Raw genomic sequence first — 18,302 nt, 5'->3', positions numbered from 1 at the left:
CCCCCCCCCCCCCCCCCCCCGGCACTCTCCGCGACCGCGGTGCCACTCAGCAGCGACGCCCCCAGAATTGTTGCCGCGGAAATGGACAGAATTCGCCTGCTATTCATGCGGACTCCGATTTGAAGTATCCCACCCAGGCGCATTCGGAGTTTTCCCCGGGCAATGTGGATCCGGTCCCGAAGGCGCCAATACGGATGCGCATGTTAGCCCGGCCAACCGTTCGGGGGGAAGGGTCGAAGTACACTTCCGGCCAGCGCTTACATCCGTTTTATTGCGCATCTCGGTGCACAATTGATCCGTTGGTTGGCCGAAAGCCAAATAGCGGTTCGGCGGAAATCCGGGAGATGCTGTCCGAATAACGGGAATCGCACACCAGTTCGCCCTGGTGTGCGGCAGATGTGCGGGCGCGGCGGTTGGCCGCCCTGCGGATTTCCGGCCAACCATGTCCGGAGCCGTACAAGAGGCGCACAAGTGACGTGTGGGGGCGATGGGGCCTGAGAGGGCCCGAGAAGACCACTGGGGCACCCAGAGGCTCGGAGGTGCGACGGTACGGACGCGCGCGGGGTGCCGCCGTTGCGGGGCACTACGCTCGACCCCGTGAAGGTCCTCGTCATCGGCAGTGGTGCCCGCGAGCACGCGCTGTGCCGTTCGCTGTCCCTCGACCCCGCGGTCGACTCTCTCTACTGCGCGCCGGGCAACGCCGGCATCGCGGAGATCGCCGAACTGCGGCAGGTCGACGCGATGAACGCGGCCGCCGTCGCCGACCTGGCCGCCGGGCTGGGCGCGGACCTGGTGGTCGTGGGCCCGGAAGGCCCCTTGGTGGCCGGCTGCGCCGACGCGGTCCGGGCGCGCGGCATCGCGTGCTTCGGTCCGTCCGGCACCGCCGCGCGCCTGGAGGGCTCGAAGGCCTTCGCCAAGGAGGTCATGGCGGCGGCGGGCGTGCCGACCGCCCGCTCGTACGTCTGCACGACGCCGGAGGAGGCGGACGCGGCACTCGACGCGTTCGGCCCCCCCTACGTCGTGAAGGACGACGGGCTCGCGGCCGGCAAGGGCGTCGTCGTGACCGACGACCTGGCCGCCGCCCGGGAGCACGCCGCGTCGTGCGAGCGCGTCGTGATCGAGGAGTTCCTCGACGGCCCCGAGGTGTCGCTGTTCGCGATCACCGACGGCACCACGTCCGTGGCGCTCCAGCCCGCCCAGGACTTCAAGCGCGTCGGCGACGACGACGCGGGGCCCAACACCGGCGGTATGGGCGCCTACTCGCCGCTCACCTGGGCCCCCGAGGGCTTGGTCGACCAGTTGATGGAGACCGTCGTCACTCCGACGATCGACGAGATGCGCCGCCGCGGCACACCGTTCTCGGGCGTGCTCTTCGTCGGGCTGGCGCTGACGTCGCGTGGTCCCCGCGTCATCGAGTTCAACTGCCGCTTCGGCGACCCCGAGACCCAGGTCGTGCTGGCGCGCCTCCGCACGCCGCTCGCATCGGTACTGCACGCGAGCGCGGTGGGCAGGCTCGCCGACCTCGAACCGCTGCGCTGGCGCGACGGCGCCGCCGTGACGGTCGTCGTTGCCGCGGCGAACTACCCGGCCACGCCGCGCACCGGCGACCTCATCGGCGGCCTCGCGGACGCGTCGTCCGTGCCCGACACGTACGTGCTGCACGCGGGCACGCGCCGCGCCGAGGACGGCAACGTCCTGTCCTCGGGAGGCCGGGTCCTGTCGGTGACCGCCACCGGCGACACCCTGGCAGCCGCCCGCGACCGCGCGTACGAGGCTGTGGCCCGCATCAAACTGGACGGCTCCCACCACCGCACGGACATCGCCGCCCGCGCGGTGAAGGGCGAGATCGCCGTCTGAGCGCCGCGGCAAGGTGCCGCGTTCGGCGGGTAGTCGGCTGCCCGCGTCACCGGCTGCCCGCGTCACCGGCTGCCCGCGTCACCGGCTGCCTGCGTCAGGCGGCGTCGTGGCGCTCGGCGTCATGCGTCGGCCGTGGCCCGGCCCGCGGGTCGGCCGAAGGGTCCTCAAGCCTCGCGTCACCGACCCTGGGCGCTGCCCAGCGCTTCGCGCGCCGGGTCGGGCCCCGATCTTCGGAGCGCGTCCTGGCGTCCTGTGTCACCGACTCGGCCACGAGCCGTCGAAAGGCGTCGCGGCGCGGCCGGGTGGGTGATCGGAATTGGCCGAGGGTGTCGGCAACTGTGCCGTTCGGCCGCGCCAACCGGGTTTCCACTCACTCTCGCGGATGGAGTTCGGCCCGAACGGGATGACCCTGCGAACTCGTCGCATTATCGTGCGAGCACTGCGGTTCGTAACCGAGCGGGCCGTGTCGAGTGACACCCCAAAACCTGGATGGGGGCGAACGGGTGACCGGTGCCGCCGAGGCCCGTGCGCGGGCGAGAAGTGTGCTGCGTCTGCGCACAGGCGCGATCCTGTGCGCGCTCGGCGCCGCAGCGCTGCTCCTGGCGGGGGCGTACCGCACCGCGGGCGGAGGGCTGCCGGGCACCGTGCTCGCGGTGGCCGCGCTCGCCCTGACCGCGCTGATCGTGTGGGCGGCCCTCGGGCTGGCGCTGGTACGCCGCCCGGCGAGCGCCGCGGTCACGTTGCGGCCCGACGACGCGCCCGAGTTCCACGCGATGATCGCCTCGCTGGCCGCCGACCTCGGCGTGCCCGCGCCCGATGAGGTCCGCGTGTGCCCCGAGTGCGACAGCTGGCTTGAGCAGGACCCGGCCCGCTTCTGGGGCCGCCCTCGGACCGTGCTGGTGGTCGGCGCGCCCTTCCTGTGGTGGCTGCGCGTCGGCGAACTGCGCGCGCTGCTGGCGCCCGTCGTGGCCGGCACCGAGCCCGCCGCCGATCCGGCCGTCGCCGCGGCCCGTGCGTGGGTGCGGCGCCTGGACGCGCTGGCCCACCCGTACGCCGCCCGCATCCGACCCGCCCGCGTCTCCCCGTGGACTGCTCCGCTGCGCAAGGTGCCGCGTGCGTTCGCCCGGCAACTGCTCGACCTGACGCGGAGTCAGGCCGAGACCATGGAGCGGGACATCGCCGCCTGGGCGTCGTCGCGCGCGCAGGACGTCGATGCGCCGCTGCGCGCGACCGCACACGAGCAGGTCGGGCTCGCGTACGCCGGATGGGACCGCCTGCTGACCCGGCTGGCCGCGCCGGCCTGGAACCTCGGCCGCTACCCGGACGCCTTGATGGCCGGGGTGGTCGCCGCGCTCACCGAGTTGTCCCAGCGCGACCGCCTGGCCGACGTGTTCGGCGCCCGCCTGGCCGAGCGTCCCGCGTGCGACCTGCTGGCCGCGCCCGAGCGCGTCGACGCGCAGGTGTCGCGGCTCGCGGCGGTCATCTTCGCGGACCGCTCGCCGCGGCAGTCGGTCGGCTGGGGCGACTACCCGGCCAAGGTGATCGAGCCGATCTGGCGGGCCAAGGCAGGCGTCCTGGTCGAGGCCCTGGACGCCTCCGACGGGCAGCCCGGACCCGCGTGCGTCGGACGGGTGCTCGACCGCATCCGCGAGGGCGCCGCGGCACGCCCGACGGTCCGGCCGGGGGACCCCTACGACTTCGGCTCCGACCAACGGACGACCGACGGCCGCGGCCCCGACGCGGGGGCCTTCGACCCCGAGCGTATGACCGAGCACGTCATCGCACTCGTGTCCTGCGCGGCCCTCGACACCGGCCGCATGCACGCGGGGGTCGACTGGCTCGACGGCGCCGTCCTGGTCGACGGCCGCGGCCGTCCCGCCGACGTCTCCGCACTGGTCGGGCAGGCCGTCGACGACCACGACGATCTCCCGCTGCGGGCCTGGCTGGACGGCATCGGCGTGCGGACCGCCGAGCCCATCCGACTGGGCGGTTGAGGCGGTGGCAGGCGGCGCCCACGGCCGGATGACCAGCGGATGCGGCACGTTGCGGCGGAGTGCAACCGAGTGTCCTCGGCGGACGTCATCGGGTTGGCGGGACGACACGGTCGGCCGGGCAGCCGGGCGCGGATCCGGAGCCGGACGGCCGCAGATCTCGTGCCTCATAGGCGGCTGACATCCGTTCCTGCCGTCGGCGTGACCATTCGCGAGGAGCTGTCAAAAGTGCCGTTGGTTAATCGGCGGGGCGCACTGGGCGCGCTCGGGGCCGTCGGCGCGACCGCCGCGGGCCTGCTGTGGTGGCGGTCCGGATCGGACGCCGGGAAGTCCGGCGCCGCGGGCGGCGCGCAACCCACCGGCACCGGCGCCCCCAAGGCGCACCCGGTGCCCGCCGCGTCCGCCCCACCGATCGATGCCGCTCCCGTGACGCGGCGCCCCGTACCGCCCGCCGACGCGCGGCGCATCGGCGTGGAGAACGCCCGGCCGGGCACCACCGCGTGGAAGCCCGGGCGCAACGGCACCCGCCTCGGCAACGACGTCGAGCACCAGATCAAGGGCTACACGTCGGCCACCAGCGTCGGTCTCGGCGGCAAGATCGACTTCCACGTCGCGGTGAACCCGGGCGGCGCGTACTCCATCGGCGTCTACCGCCTCGGTGACTACGGCGGGGCGGGCGCGCGCCATGTGGTCAGCAGCCCGCGCCTGACCGGCGTGCCGGGGCAGCCGCCGAAGCTGGACGCGGACGGCGGCATGCTGTCCTGCGACTGGCCGGTGGGCTGGACGCTGGAGGTGCCGGGGGACTGGACGTCCGGGGCCTACCTCGCGGTGTTCGACGACGAACGCGGCAACCGCAACTACACCGCCTTCGTCGTGCGCGACGACGGGCGCTCGTCGGACTTCCTTGTGGTGCTGCCGTTTTCGACGTACCAGGCGTACAACCAATACCCGCTCGACGGCCGCACCGGGAAGAGCCTCTACTACGGCTACGGGGCCGACGGGAAGAACGCGTACCAGGCCCGGGCGCGCAAGGTCTCGTTCGACCGCCCGTTCATGGGCGACGGCATGCCGCCCACGCGCTTCGACCTGGACCAGAGCGCGATCACGTGGATGGAGCGCTCGGGCTACGACGTCACGTACGCATCGACCATCGACATCGAGACCCGACGCGTCGACCCGACGTGGTACCGCGCGCTCGTCTTCCCGGGGCACGACGAGTACTGGTCGACGCCGATGCGCGAAGTCGTCGAGGAGGCGCACCGCGAGGGCGTCAACCAGGCGTGGTTGACCGCCAACAACATGTACTGGCACGTGCGCTTCGACAAGAACGAGCGCGGCGTCCCCGACCGCGTCATGCACTGCTGGCGCGAGGACCGCGACCCCGGCGCCACGCTCCAGTCCGCGCCGACCGACACGTGGCGCCGCATCCGCCGCCCGGAGCAGGAGTTCCTGGGCATCCAGTACAACGGCATCGTCGCGGCGCCCACACCCCTGCGGGTGACGTCGGCGGGGCACTGGCTCTGGGCCGGCACCGGCGTTCGCGACGGCGACTCCATCGACAAGGTGGTGGGCGGCGAGGCGGACGGCATCGAGCCGGGCATGGGCAAGCCGGCGGGCGCGCGTCAGGTGTTGCTGGCCGAGTCGCCGTACGTGCTGCGGAGCGGCGCCCGGCGCACCCAGAACACCTCGATCTGCGAGAGCGACAACGGCGTCCTGATGTTCTGCGCGGGGACGTTCAACTGGTCGCTCGCCCTCCACCACCCCAAGTACCGCGACGAACGCATCCAGCGCGCAACCCACAACCTCTTCGAGCGCCTGCGCAGGGGCGGGCGCGCATAAGTCCCGCCGGGCGCGCGTAAGTCCCGCCGGGCCCGCGATGCCGGATCCGCGATGCCGGATCCGCGATGCCGGATCCGCGATGCCGGATCCGCGATGCCGGATCCGCGATGCCGGATCCACGATGCCGGATCCACGATGCCGGATCCGCGATGCCGGATCCGCGATGCCGGATCCACGATGCCGGATCCACGATGCCGGGCCCGCGATGCCGGGCCCGCGATGCCGGATCCACGATGCCGGGCCCGCGATGCCGGGCCTTGCCAGCCCTCCCGAGTGGCACGCTCCGGGCCTTGGCGGTCCCCCAAGTCGCTGCGTTACGACCCTTGCTGTCGCGCTTTGACGGCATCCCGAGCGGCATGCTCCGGGCCCTGACGTCCCTTGCAAGTCGAACCCTGCCCCGAGTCGCGGGCCGCGCCTTGCGAGCGCCCGCACCCCGGCCCGCGGGCCGCCAGACGGGAGTGTGAGGACACTCCCCATCGCCGTGAAAGACTCACCGCACCGAGTGTGCGGCGGCGGCCGCCACGCCTTCAGTCGAAGAGCGAGCCGAGGGAAGACCTGTGAGTGGTTTCGTCACCAAGCCCGAGCCGGTCGAGGTGCCCGGCCTCGTCCACGTGCACACCGGCAAGGTCCGCGACCTGTACACGGACCCGGACGGCAACCTGGTGATGGTGGCGAGCAACCGCGTCTCGGCGTTCGACTGGGTGCTGGACCCGGAGATCCCCGACAAGGGCCGCGTCCTGACCGCGCTCTCGCTGTGGTGGTTCGACCTGCTCTCCGACCTGTACCCGAACCACGTGCTGTCGACCGACCTTCCGTCCGGCGCGCCGGACGACTGGACGGGGCGCGCGATCGTGTGCCGCCGCCTGGAGATGGTCCCGGTCGAGTGCGTCGCGCGCGGCTACCTCGCGGGCTCCGGCCTGGAGGAGTACGCCGCGAGCCGGTCGGTGTGCGGCGTCACGCTGCCCGAGGGCCTGGTCGACGGTTCCGAGCTGCCCGCGCCGATCTTCACGCCCACCACGAAGGCGGAGGTCGGCGAGCACGACGAGCCGGTGACGTACGAGCAGGTCGCGGCCCAGGTCGGCGCCGAACTCGCGGCCAACCTGCGGCAGGCGACGCTCGCGGTCTACACGCGCGCCCGCGACATCGCCCGCGAGCGGGGCATCGTCCTCGCGGACACGAAGTTCGAGTTCGGCCTCGACGCGTCGGGCGAACTGGTGCTGGCGGACGAGGTCCTGACGCCGGACTCGTCGCGGTTCTGGCCGGCGGACCGGTGGAGCCCGGGGCAGGCGCAGCCGTCGTTCGACAAGCAGATCGTGCGCGACTGGCTGAAGTCGCCGGAGTCGGGTTGGGACCGCCGGTCGGAGACGCCTCCGCCGCCGCTGTCCGACGCCGTGGTCGAGCGCACGCGCGCGAAGTACGTGGAGGCGTACGAGATGCTGACCGGCCGCCGCTGGAGCTGACCTGCCGCCGGCCCGTGGCAAGCCGCGGCCGATTCCGAACCGGATCGGCCGCGGGCGGACGCCGCGGAGCAAGGTGTGGGAACGCAGCGGCAGGACACCGCGGTGCGACGCAGTGGCAGGACACCACGGCAGGACGAGGCGGTAAGACGCCCGGCACGTATAGGGCCTACACAAAGCAGAAGGCCGGATCCGAAGATCCGGCCTTCATTTGAGCGGACGACGAGATTCGAACTCGCGACCCTCACCTTGGCAAGGTGATGCTCTACCAACTGAGCCACGTCCGCATGACCTGGGCTACCGCCCTTGTCGTGCCCCTACTCTACCCCATCGCCCGAGCGGCCTTGACCACTCGTTTGTCGGGTCCAGTAGGACCGAGCAGGTGACAGGGATCGAACACTGCGTCTTCCCCTTGGAAAGGGGACGCTCTGCCACTGAGCTACACCTGCGTGCCGGGGAGTTCCCCGTGCGAGAAGAACACTACCGGAGTGCGACACGTGTGTGCGGCAACCTGCCGGGTGTTGCGTCAGGTTATGTCTGTTTTCACCGGAAAGTCCGTCGAATCCGCGGCGAAGTAGCCGTGAAGTACACACCAAGCAGGTGCGAAGTCGGGCCGGAAAGTCCGGTGTTCGCGACCCGGTTGTCGATCGCGTTGTCGGCCACGTTGTCAGCCGCCTTGTCGACCGGCTCTCGACCGGTTGTCCGCCGCGATCGCCGCGCCGATGTCGCGCGGCCGCCCGCGAAGTCAGTTGGCCGCTTCGAATTCCTGGTAGATGCTGCGCGGAATGCGGCCGCGCGTGGGGACGTCCATCCCCTGAGACCGAGCCCAGGCGCGCACGGCGGCCGGGTCCGGAGCGACCGTGGTCTGCTTGTACGGCTTGCCGGTCTTGGCGGTCCGCCGGGCGGCGTCCACGTACCGGCCGAGGAGCTCGCGCATCTCCTGCGCGTGGTCTTCGGACAGGTCGATTTCGTACGACTTGCCGTCAAGGCCGAAGCGGATCGTCTCCGCCGCCGCGCTGCCGTCGATGTCGTCTTGCAGCGTCACCACTACGCGCTGGGCCATGGCGGTGTCCTCTCCGGCGATGACCTGAGGAAAAGAGTGAGTTAAAGACTCAATGTCGAGTATAAGGGTGCGACTAGGCGCGACAAACGGTCGGCTCATGCGATCTTGCCGACGCTTCCGATAATTTACTGCCCGGACATTCAATTCCCCGGGTTGCCGATATTCGCGGGCGTGGCGCGTCGCCGTCAAGGGCTCGCGGCACGCTTGTCCGCGTCCGGACGGTTGCCCTCGGGGCTTCCGACAGGTTGTCCGGTCCCCGCGGAGGGCCGCGGCCGGCGGTGCGGGGGTCACCCGACCTGGGGACCCTCCCCGTCCACAGCCTGTGGATAACTCGACCTGGCTGTGGGTAACCGCGCGGACCGGACCGCACGTCACCCGGGGTGCTTCGGTAATTTATTGACATTCTCGCAGGTCGTGCCGGGTCATCGGATCATCGTCCCGCTTCACTCGTACGGGCGACCCCGAGTTATCCACAGGCTGTGGCCTGTGGACAACCGGTCGTCTGTGGATAACCGGACCTCCGGGCGGGGAGCAGCCGGGGCTCCCCGGTAGGCTGGGGGCGCCGAGAGTGGGTCCGAACCGGTCCCGAGATCCAGCAGCAGGACCTCGACGGGCTGCCGACCCGCGGCTGGCATCCAGGTCCAGCACCAGCACAGTGGGAGTGCGCGTGGCACGCGTCGTCGTCGACGTCATGCTCAAGCCGGAAATTCTCGATCCCCAGGGCCAGGCCGTGCAGCGTGCGCTGCCGCGCCTCGGATTCACCGGGATCGCCGATGTCCGCCAGGGCAAGCGATTTGAACTCGAAGTCGAAGGTCCGGTGGACGATGCGGCGCTCGCCCGCATTCGCGAAGCCGCCGAGACCTTCCTCGCCAACACCGTCATCGAGGACTTCACCGTGAGGGTCGAGGACAAGTGACCACTCGGATCGGCGTCGTCACTTTCCCCGGCTCGCTCGACGACCGCGACGCGCAGCGCGCCGTCCGGCTCGCGGGCGCCGAGCCCGTCGCGCTCTGGCACGGCGACAAGGACCTGCACGGCGTCGACGGCGTCGTGCTCCCCGGCGGCTTCAGCTACGGCGACTACCTGCGCTGCGGTGCGATCTCCCGGTTCTCCCCGGTCATGGAGACGATCATCACGGGGGCCCGCGACGGCCTCCCGGTGCTGGGCATCTGCAACGGTTTCCAGATCCTCTGCGAGTCGCACCTGCTGCCCGGCGCGCTGACCCGCAACGACCACCTGCACTTCATCTGCCGCGACCAGCGCCTGCGGATCGAGAACACCGCGAGCGCGTGGACCAGCGCGTACGAGCCGGGCCAGGAGATCGTCGTCCCGCTCAAGAACGGCGAGGGCGGCTTCGTCGCCGACGAGCGCACCCTCGACATGCTGGAGGCCGAGGGCCGCGTCGTCGCGCGCTACCTGGAGCTCAACCCCAACGGGTCGCGCCGCGACATCGCCGGGATCACCAACGAGGCGGGCAACGTGGTCGGCCTCATGCCGCACCCCGAGCACGCCGTGGAGCCGCTGACCGGACCGACCACGGACGGCCTCGGATTCTTCACCTCGATTCTGAAGAAGCTGGTCAACGCATGACGCTCGACACGGTCGACAAGGCCAAGGACGACTCCAAGGACCGCGGCTGGCTCCAGGACGGTCCCGTCGGCGCCCACACGTTCGGCCAGCCGTACGCCGAACTGGGCCTCAAGGCGGACGAGTACGAGCGCATCGTCACGATCCTCGACCGCCGTCCCACCAGCTCCGAGCTGGCCATGTACTCGGTCATGTGGTCCGAGCACTGCTCGTACAAGTCGAGCAAGGTGCACCTGCGCCAGTTCGGCGACAAAGCCCCGGCGTCCGACGCGATGCTCGTCGGCATCGGGGAGAACGCCGGCGTCGTCGACGTGGGCCAGGGCTACGCGGTGACCTTCAAGGTCGAGTCGCACAACCACCCCAGCTACGTCGAGCCGTACCAGGGCGCCGCGACCGGGATCGGCGGCATCGTCCGCGACATCCTGGCCATGGGCGCCCGTCCGGTCGCCGTCATGGACCCGCTGCGGTTCGGCGCCTTCGACCACCCGGACACCCGCCGCGTGCTGCCCGGCGTGGTCGCCGGCATCGGCGGCTACGGCAACTGCCTCGGCCTGCCCAACATCGGCGGCGAGGTCGTGTTCGACCCCTGCTACCAGGGCAACCCGCTGGTCAACGCGCTGTGCGTGGGCGTCATGAAGCACGAGGACATCCACCTCGCCAAGGCGTCCGGCACCGGCAACCTGGTGATCCTGTACGGCGCCCGCACCGGCGGCGACGGCATCGGCGGCGTCTCGGTCCTCGCGTCCGAGACCTTCGATGCGGACGGCCCGGCCAAGCGGCCCGCCGTGCAGGTCGGCGACCCGTTCCAGGAGAAGCTGCTCATCGAGTGCACGCTGGAGGTCTTCGCCGAGGACCTGGTCACCGGCATCCAGGACCTCGGCGGCGCCGGCCTCTCGTGCGCCACCTCCGAGCTGGCGTCGGCCGGTTCCGGCGGCATGCGCGTGGACCTCGACAAGGTGCCGCTGCGCGACGCGACGCTCGCTCCCGAGGAGATCCTCATGAGCGAGTCGCAGGAGCGCATGTGCGCGATCGTCGAGCCGGGCAAGGTCGACCGGTTCCTGGAGATCTGCGCCAAGTGGGACGTCATCGCGACCGTCATCGGCGAGGTCACCGACGGCGACCGGCTGGAGATCTTCTGGCACGGCGAGCAGATCGTGGACGTGCCGCCGCGCACCGTCGCCCACGAAGGCCCGGTCTACGAGCGGCCGTTCGCCCGTCCCGAGTGGCAGGACGCGTTGCAGGCCGACGGCGCCGAGCGGCTGCCGCGCCCGCAGGGCGGCGACGAGCTGCGGGCGACGCTGCTCAAGGTCACCGGCTCGCCGAACCTGGCCGACAAGTCGTGGATCACCGACCAGTACGACCGGTACGTGCTCGGCAACACCGTCCTTGCGCAGCCCGAGGACGCCGGCATGGTCCGCGTCGACGAGGAGACCAACCTGGGTGTCGCCGTTTCGACCGACGGCAACGGCCGCTTCTGCAAGCTCGACCCGTACGCGGGCGCGCAGTTGGCGCTCGCGGAGGCGTACCGCAACGTCGCCACGACGGGCGCCCGGCCGCTGGCCGTCACCGACTGCCTCAACTTCGGATCCCCCGAAGACCCGGGCGTCATGTGGCAGTTCGCCGAGGCCTGCCGCGGCCTGGCGGACGCGTGCCAGACGCTCGGCACCCCGGTCACCGGCGGCAACGTGTCGTTCTACAACCAGACCGGCGACGTGGCGATCCACCCGACGCCGGTGGTCGGCGTGCTCGGCGTCATCGACGACGTGACGCGGCGCACCCCGATCGGGTTCCGTGAGGAGGGGCAGATCATCCTGCTCCTCGGCGACACCCACGAGGAACTGTCCGGCTCGGTCTGGGCGGACGTCGCGCACGGCCACCTCGGCGGCCGCCCGCCCGCCGTCGACCTGGAGCGCGAACGCCTGCTCGCCGAGGTGCTGATCGCCGGTTCGCGCGACGGCATGGTCGACGCGGCCCACGACCTCGCGGACGGCGGCCTCGCCCAGGCGCTCGTCGAGGCCTGCCTGCGCGGCGGCAACGGTGCGCGCATCGTGCTGCCCGAGATCGAGAAGGGCGGCGTCTCCGCCGCGGGTGACCCGTTCGTCGCGCTGTTCAGCGAGTCCGCCGGACGCGCGATCGTGGCGGTGCCGCGCAGCGAGGAACTGCGCTTCACCGACATGTGCCGCGTACGGCACCTTCCGGTCGCCCGGATCGGCGTCGTGGACGGCGAAGTCCTGGAGATCCAGGGCCAGTTCAGCGTCGGACTGGACGAGCTGCGGCAGGTCGCCCAAGGACCGCTGCGGGAAATGTTCGCCTGAAACAACGTCACAAGCCGCGCCCCTGAGGCAGGGGCGCGGCTTGCGACGTTCCCGGGCGGCCCACAGGGGGGCTGCGAACAGGTACGCCGCCACGGGCATACGGATGTCGTCACGGGTGACGACTACGACACCTCTTCGCGCTCGACCCCTTCGCGACCGGCGGCGCGGCGCGCGCCCGCACCCGGGCCGTGCCCGTCGGGGCTGGACGAGCTGAACGGCGACGTCCGCGACGAACACCGCGGCTACCTACGGCGCTTCCTGTTCCGGCAGCGCGCGCACGACAACCTGATGCGGCCCCTCACAGGCAAGACCTGAGTCGGGCGCATCGGCCTGCTCGCCGAGGAGGCCCGGGAGTTCGACACGAAGGAACGCGTGCTGCCGGAACTGCCCGATACCCGCTTGCCGTCGATGCCGGTCGCGGGTGGCGTCGGCGCTGTCAGCGGGTCACCCCCAGGCGCGGCCAGTCCGCGAGGTCACGCAGCAACTGCCGGTCGTGCGTCGCGACGACGACGGCCGCGCTGGTGGCACGGATCGCGTCGGTCAGCTCGTCGACCAGCGCCGCCGAGAGGTGGTTCGTCGGCTCGTCGAGCAGGATCAGCCCCGGGCTCGTGCACAGTGCCAACGCCAGGTCCAGTCGCCGCTGTTGGCCCTGGGACATGCGCCCGACCGGGGTGCGCATCGCGTCGGGGTCCAGCAGGCCCACCGACCCCAGCGGGACGGTGTCGGCGTCGCGCAGCGCACCGCGTGCCACCAGGCGTCCGATGTGTTGGGCGTACACCTCCTGCGCGACCAGGCCCGGGTCCTGGTGTGCGGTCTCCTGCGTCACCCGGACGACCCGCGCGCCCTGTGCGGCCCGGACCTCGCCGTGCGTGGGCGCGAGCGATCCGTCCAACACCGCGAGCAGCGTGGACTTTCCGGCCCCGTTCGGTCCGGTGACCAGCAGGCGGTCACCGCCGTCGAGGGTGAGGTCGACCGGACCGGCCAAGCGCCCCTCGACCGCGACGCCGTGCGCACGCAGTTGCGGCGCGCCCGCCCGTACTCCCGGGTCCGGCCACCGCAACACCGCAGGCGGGGCCGGGACGTCGACGCGGTATTCGGCCAGCGCCTCCTGCTGCCGCTTCAACGCCTGGACGACGCCCGGCGCGCGGGACTGCCGCTGGTGCTTTCCGGTGCCCTTGTCCGGCCGCCAGCCGGTGGAGAGCCGGTCGCGGGCCCGGGAGACCGCGTCGTGCAGCCGCCGGTGCTCGGTCTGCTGCTCCTCGTGGTCCTGCTCCCAGCGCTCGCGCTCACGGCGCCGGGCCTCCTGCCAGGCGTGGTAACCGCCCGCGTACAGGCGGGGTTTCGCGTCGCGCGTCGGGTCGAGGTCGAGGAAGCGGTCCGCCACGTCGCGCAGCAGCGCCCGGTCGTGGCTGACCAGGGCGAGGCCGCCGTCGTGCTCGCGCAGGGTGCGGGTCAAGAACTCCAGCCCGGCGGCGTCGAGGTGGTTCGTCGGCTCGTCCAGCAGCAGGACGTCGTGCCGCGCGCCGAGCAGGCAGGCCAGCCGGACCCGGTAGCGCTGCCCGACCGACAGCGAGGCCAGCGGGCGGTCGCGGTCGGTGCAGGCATCGAGGGCTTCGAGGGCGACGTCCACGCGGCGTTCGGCGTCCCAGGCGTCGAGGCGGGTGGCGGCGTCCAGGGCGGCCGCGTACCGGTCGTCGGCGGCGGGGTCGCCTTCGGACATCCCGAGAGTCGCTTCGTCGAGTGCGGCGAGAGCGGCGAGCGATGCGGCCAGCGCCTCGGACGTCAGGGTCGCGACCGTCGCGCCGTCGCGTACGGACAACTCCTGGCGGGCCAGGCCGACCGTGCCCGCGTGGCGCACCGTGCCCTCGTCGGGCGTGATGAGCCCGGCGAGCACGTGCAGCAGCGTCGTCTTGCCCCGGCCGTTCTCGCCGACGACGGCGACACGGGACCGGGCGGAGACGGTGAGCGAGACGTCGTCCAGGACGCGCCGCGACTCGCGGGTGACGGTGACGCCCTCGGCGCGAATGTGCGCGCTGCCGCCTGCCTCGACGGACGAGGCGTGGGGGTGGGACGAGGTGTCGAGAAAGGGGGTGGGGTTCACGTGGTGCTCCGCGGCTCGCAGGGAGCCGGGCAGCAAAGAGGTGCCGCCCGGCGGGACCGGGACGGCGAGCGCGCTGTCAGCAGTGGAAGGGCGCCGCCGTCAGCGGGCGGAGCGGACCTTCTGCGACCAGACGAGTTCCATGACGATCATGCTAACAGCGGCGTGCCGGGCGTTCATTCCCATTTCGCGGGCGAGCGGGCCGGGACACGACGCCTTCAGGCGGTCGTGACCTGCGGCCTTCGACGCGTCGGAAACGGCGGATCGGCCGCGCCGCGTGGGCGGGCGGCGACAGTGCCGTCCCGGCCTCGCGGTGCGCCCTGAGCCGCGGGCCCCCGCGGTGGGGCTGAGGGTGGGCCGCCGGCAGTCGGGTGCTGGGGGAGAGGGTGTTCAGAGCCCCATCGGCGGCCTGAGGTGTCCGACGGGGCTCCGAAGCCACGGCTCACACCGCGTCGTTGAGGCGGATGCGTTGGTCGGAGGTCAGTTCGAGGTCGACGGCCGCCAGGTTCTCCTCCAACTGGGCCAGGGACGATGCCCCGGCGAGCGGGATGATCGGGAGGCCGCCGCTTGTCTGCCAGGCCAGGACGACCTGGTTTGCGGTGGCCCCGGTCTCCTCGGCGATCTCGCGTAGCACGGCGAGGCGTGCAGGGGTACCGGGGTGGTCGTAGTCGTATGGAAGTTTCTTGTCGTCGCGCGTGTAGATGCCGCCCATCAGCGGTGAGTAGGCCACCAGCGTCAGATTCGGTTCGGCACCGAGGTAGCTCGCGAGTTCGGCCCCGCTGTGCCCGAGCGACCCTTCCGGGAACAGCGGTTCGGGGACGTCGTAGCGCGGGCGCAGCAGGCTGTGCTGGTACTGGAGGACCTCGTAGCCGGGCAGCCCCGCCGCCGCGGCCAGCGCGCGGGCGCGCTCCACCCGCCAGATGGCGTGGTTGCTCACCCCGAGCAGTCCGACCGTGCCTTCTTCGACCAGCGCGCCGAAGGCCTCGACGGTTTCCCGGACCGGGACGGTGCGGTCCTCGATGTGCGCGTACAGCAGGTCGATGCGTTCGACGCCGAGCCGTTCGCGGCTGCGCTCGGCTGCCTCGGCCATCGCCTTCGCGGACAGGCCCTCGGGGTTGTCGACGAACCCCGTCCCGGGGGTGCGCGGCCGTGCGCCGAGCTTCGTGGCGATGACTATCTCGCCACCGACGCCGCGCGACTTCCGCCACCTGCCGAGCAGTTCCTCGCTCTGCCCGCCCAGGCCGCCGTCCGCCCAGAACGCATAGTTGTTCGACGTGTCGATGAACGTGCCGCCGCCCTCGACGAACCGGTCCAGGATCGCGAACGACGTGCTCTCGTCCGTCACTGTGCCGAAGAGCATCGCCCCGAGCGCGAGCACGCTCACCTCGCGGCTGGTGGCCTGATTCGTGCCAATGGTGCGGTACTTCACGGTAGATCTCCATTCCCGCCGGTTGCGTCCGGACGAGAAGGGAGTCTGCGACTTGGAGTGTTCTCGAAGTCAAGCGCAGTTGCGGTCGGTACGGGGGGCGTGCCGAGCGCCCGACGCACGACAAGGCCCGGAGCCCAAGCGGGTCAGGCTCGCGGGCCTCGCTCGTGCGGGAGATTCCCCCCTGGATTCCCGAGCGGCATCCCCCCGGACGCCACTCGGCTGGAGACCTTCGGTGGCTGGGCCCGCCGTCGGCTTCCATCCCCCCACGCGTCAATAGTGGAGCAGCCCCAGGGCCGCGGTCCATGGCTTGAAGGTGGAAAGTTCTACGCGAGTGGATCCGGCGGTTCCGCTCATTACCCGAGGGCGTCCATGCGGTAGGGCAGGAACGTGCCGTGACCCGGCCAATAGGGGTACGGAACCGTTCCGAAGTGCGCGCCCTTGCCGCCGCTTTCCTCGTAGGCGAAGTAGCGCGTGTGGGCGGCGTCGGCCCAGCCGGCGAAGATCAGCGTGTGCCCCGCGGCGCCCGGGGCGGTGTTCACCAAGATGTCCCCGGGAAGCAGGTCGTCCTTGTCGATCCCGTGCGACACCTGCGGCAGCGTGTCGGTGGTCAGGCCGGGGGCGGGCAGGCCCCAGGCCATCGACACGAGGCCGGAGCAGTCCATGCGATGGCCCTCGAAAGTACGGGACATGCTGTAGTCGAGGCCGAGATCCGCCCACCGTTTGGCACGCCGCAGGATCTCCGAACGCCGCACATCACCCGGCACCGAGACGCCGGTTCCCTTCGGAACGGACCCGGCACCGCTTGCCGGGACGCGCCCGGTCCCGGAACCGGCCTGCGCGCCCTGCCCGTTCCCGGCCCCGCCGGTGGGCGGACGCTCGCCGGACAACCGCGTACGCCGCACTTCGCCGCCGCTCGCCGGGCGTGGTCCGGTACGGGTGGCACCCGCCACCTGCGCGGCGAACTCCACGGCGGGGGAGGTGAATTGCGTGACCCGGAACGGGGGTACCTGCCCGGCGGGTGCGTCGTCGCGGACCACGGCCGCCGGGGGCGGAGGCGGAGGTGGCGGCGTCGCGTACTCGCTGAGGGTGAGCGGGGGGACGGGATCGCCGTGCGCCGCGAGTGCTTCCAGCAGCTCGGCGGCCAGCCGGTCGCCGGTCGCGTAGCCCTCCGCACAGGACCGCAGCAGCCCCGGCGTGCTCGCGACCACGTTGTGGAGATGAGTGGCCTCGGCGAGCGCGTGTTCGACGGCGGCGGTCGCGGCAGCCCATGTACCCGGGGAGTCGGACCGGCTCGCCGCGAGGTCGGGGTCGCCCTCGGCAGCGCGCAACGCCTCACGCGCCGCTTCCAACCCGGGCACCGCGGCATCGAACCCGGCGGCAAGCCCGGTCAGTTCCTGAGGCGAGATGCGAATCGGCGGATTCAACGGACGGCCTCCAAACGAGGATTCGGATCGGTTCAGGCAACGTGGAATGAGCACGTGTCAGCAGGTCGACGGTGGTACCGCAATGCGGTGGCGTCGGTGTTGTTCGGTGTTGTTCGGTGTTGCCGGTGTCGTGGGTTCGGTCGACGGGAGACGGGGTCGGGAGGCCGGGAAAGTGGGCCGGTGCGCAGCGCGGGGCCGGGCCGGCTGGTGGCAACGGGGCCGAGGCGCAGGCGCCGCCGCCCCGGGCTCTCCACGCACCGGTCGGCTGCGACGGCGCCGACCGGTACCAACCCTGAACGACGACGGCATTCCGCGCTGACCGGCCGGTTGCGCGAGTTCCCGTGCTCCGGTCCGGCTCGGGGCATCTCCTCACGCTTTCTTCTGGGCCGCCGCGACTGCTTCCGCGTGCGCTTCCAGGCGTATGGCCGCGGACCGCAGTGCCGACGATGCGGCGATGCGGGAGGCGTCGGTGGCGGTTGCGTAGGCGCGAAAGGCCGTTGCCGCCGTGCCGGACCACTGGGCCAAAGCAGCCCGCACTCCGGAGGCGAGGGTCACCGCGTCGTTGTCGATGCGCGTTGCCGCGACCGCCAGTGCGTGTGCTCGGGCGCTGATGCGGGCGGGATTGGCGGAGGAGGGAGTTGGGGACGCAGCCGAGGGCGAAGTCGCGGTCATTGGTGCCTCCTTCGACGGGGCGGGGAGCGTACGGGCACAAGGGGACGGGACTTGGTCCGGAAGTTGCTCCGGAACCCGGTCGGCTTCCGGTCCGGAACCCGATCCCGGTCCGGAACCCGAACCCGGTCCGGAACCCGATCCCGATCCCGAACCCGGTCCGGCTCTGCGGTCGTGACTCCATGCTCGGCGGCTTCGTGCCGCGCCGCAGGATCCGACGTCGACTCTGTGGAAGACGTGGATAGTTGCCGCAGGCCGGTGGAAAACGTTTCCGTGCCGAGAGCGCCGGGTCGTATCCTCCGGCCATGCCTCCCGCCCCGCGCACCCCCGCGATCCGTCCCGTCGACCCCGCCCGCGTGCGGGCCGCGCTGGTGGCCGAGTGGCGGGCCCTCGCGGACTTCACCGACGCACTGGACCCCGCGCAACTGAAGGAGCCGTCCGGGCTGGTCGGATGGACCCTCGCCGATCTCGTCGGGCACATCACCGCCGGCATCGAGGCCGTGCCGCGCTGGCTCGGGCAGCCCGAACCCGCCGGCCCGCCCATCACCGTCGAGCAGTGGGCCGGCGGCACCG

General features: G+C 71.8%; 13 protein-coding genes and 2 tRNA genes. 8 read left to right on the top strand and 7 right to left on the bottom strand.

The window, feature by feature from the left end; all coding sequences use genetic code 11:
• Window positions 1-597: 597 nt before the first annotated feature.
• The 4 genes from purD to ACRX5S_RS06550 all read left to right on the top strand — a co-directional run bounded on the left by purD (window position 598) and on the right by ACRX5S_RS06550 (window position 7,147).
• A complete protein-coding gene (gene purD, locus ACRX5S_RS06565; RefSeq protein ID WP_436771814.1) occupies window positions 598-1,857 on the top strand; it encodes a phosphoribosylamine--glycine ligase in 1,260 nt (419 codons plus the stop codon).
• A 503-nt stretch (window positions 1,858-2,360) separates the two neighbouring features.
• Window positions 2,361-3,851: a hypothetical protein gene (locus tag ACRX5S_RS06560; protein WP_436771813.1), complete on the top strand. Its 1,491-nt coding sequence runs from the start codon at window positions 2,361-2,363 to the stop codon at window positions 3,849-3,851.
• A gap of 225 nt (window positions 3,852-4,076) precedes the next feature.
• Window positions 4,077-5,687 (top strand): N,N-dimethylformamidase beta subunit family domain-containing protein, encoded by a 1,611-nt coding sequence (locus ACRX5S_RS06555; RefSeq protein WP_436771812.1) that lies wholly within the window; start codon window positions 4,077-4,079, stop codon window positions 5,685-5,687.
• Between the two features lie 557 nt (window positions 5,688-6,244).
• On the top strand, window positions 6,245-7,147 hold the full coding sequence (locus ACRX5S_RS06550) for a phosphoribosylaminoimidazolesuccinocarboxamide synthase (protein ID WP_436771811.1): 903 nt from the start codon (window positions 6,245-6,247) through the stop codon (window positions 7,145-7,147).
• Window positions 7,148-7,358: 211 nt separating this feature from the next.
• Here ACRX5S_RS06550 and ACRX5S_RS06545 read toward each other — a convergent pair.
• From ACRX5S_RS06545 to ACRX5S_RS06535, 3 genes are all read right to left on the bottom strand, one after another.
• Window positions 7,359-7,431 (bottom strand) — tRNA-Gly (locus tag ACRX5S_RS06545).
• Between the two features lie 90 nt (window positions 7,432-7,521).
• Window positions 7,522-7,593 (bottom strand) — tRNA-Gly (locus tag ACRX5S_RS06540).
• A 296-nt stretch (window positions 7,594-7,889) separates the two neighbouring features.
• Complete coding sequence (locus tag ACRX5S_RS06535; protein WP_436771810.1) at window positions 7,890-8,207, bottom strand: histone-like nucleoid-structuring protein Lsr2; 318 nt, start codon at window positions 8,205-8,207, stop codon at window positions 7,890-7,892.
• A gap of 667 nt (window positions 8,208-8,874) precedes the next feature.
• On the opposite strand from ACRX5S_RS06535, the gene purS reads away from it, so the two are divergent.
• From purS to purL, 3 genes are read left to right on the top strand one after another with little or no spacing between them, the layout of a single operon-like run.
• Complete coding sequence (gene purS / locus ACRX5S_RS06530; RefSeq protein ID WP_235050812.1) at window positions 8,875-9,123, top strand: phosphoribosylformylglycinamidine synthase subunit PurS; 249 nt, start codon at window positions 8,875-8,877, stop codon at window positions 9,121-9,123.
• Entirely contained in the window at window positions 9,120-9,797 is a 678-nt protein-coding gene (gene purQ / locus ACRX5S_RS06525; RefSeq protein WP_436771809.1) for a phosphoribosylformylglycinamidine synthase subunit PurQ, read from the top strand. The genes purS and purQ overlap by 4 nt, the downstream gene beginning before the upstream one ends.
• Window positions 9,794-12,109: a phosphoribosylformylglycinamidine synthase subunit PurL gene (gene purL / locus ACRX5S_RS06520; RefSeq protein ID WP_436771808.1), complete on the top strand. Its 2,316-nt coding sequence runs from the start codon at window positions 9,794-9,796 to the stop codon at window positions 12,107-12,109. Before purQ ends, purL begins: the two co-directional genes overlap by 4 nt.
• Window positions 12,110-12,545: 436 nt before the next feature.
• Here purL and ACRX5S_RS06515 read toward each other — a convergent pair whose 3' ends face one another.
• The 4 genes from ACRX5S_RS06515 to ACRX5S_RS06500 all read right to left on the bottom strand — a co-directional run bounded on the left by ACRX5S_RS06515 (window position 12,546) and on the right by ACRX5S_RS06500 (window position 17,732).
• Entirely contained in the window at window positions 12,546-14,210 is a 1,665-nt protein-coding gene (locus ACRX5S_RS06515; protein WP_436771807.1) for an ABC-F family ATP-binding cassette domain-containing protein, read from the bottom strand.
• 439 nt (window positions 14,211-14,649) lie between these two features.
• Window positions 14,650-15,636: an aldo/keto reductase gene (locus tag ACRX5S_RS06510; RefSeq protein WP_436771806.1), complete on the bottom strand. Its 987-nt coding sequence runs from the start codon at window positions 15,634-15,636 to the stop codon at window positions 14,650-14,652.
• Window positions 15,637-15,989: 353 nt separating this feature from the next.
• Window positions 15,990-17,060 carry a hypothetical protein gene (locus tag ACRX5S_RS06505; RefSeq protein ID WP_436771805.1) on the bottom strand — a complete coding sequence of 357 codons (1,071 nt, stop codon included), beginning with the start codon at window positions 17,058-17,060 and terminating at the stop codon, window positions 15,990-15,992.
• A gap of 369 nt (window positions 17,061-17,429) precedes the next feature.
• Window positions 17,430-17,732, bottom strand: a complete 303-nt coding sequence (locus ACRX5S_RS06500; RefSeq protein WP_436771804.1) for a hypothetical protein — start codon at window positions 17,730-17,732, stop codon at window positions 17,430-17,432.
• A 302-nt stretch (window positions 17,733-18,034) separates the two neighbouring features.
• On the opposite strand from ACRX5S_RS06500, the gene ACRX5S_RS06495 reads away from it, so the two are divergent.
• Window positions 18,035-18,302 (top strand): maleylpyruvate isomerase N-terminal domain-containing protein (locus ACRX5S_RS06495; protein WP_436771803.1); only part of this gene is annotated, 268 nt, incomplete at its 3' end.

The organism is Yinghuangia sp. YIM S09857, from assembly GCF_051388915.1.
In the GTDB taxonomy this organism is placed as follows: Bacteria; Actinomycetota; Actinomycetes; order Streptomycetales; family Streptomycetaceae; genus Yinghuangia.
This window is presented reverse-complemented; position numbering and strand designations above follow the sequence as displayed.

Bases quoted from the DNA above. Each gene is read 5' to 3' on its own strand.
- ACRX5S_RS06535 (WP_436771810.1), bottom strand. From the start codon at position 8,207: ATGGCCCAGCGCGTAGTGGTGACGCTGCAAGACGACATCGACGGCAGC.
- purL (WP_436771808.1), top strand. From the start codon at position 9,794: ATGACGCTCGACACGGTCGACAAGGCCAAGGACGACTCCAAGGACCGC.
- ACRX5S_RS06500 (WP_436771804.1), bottom strand. From the start codon at position 17,732: ATGACCGCGACTTCGCCCTCGGCTGCGTCCCCAACTCCCTCCTCCGCC.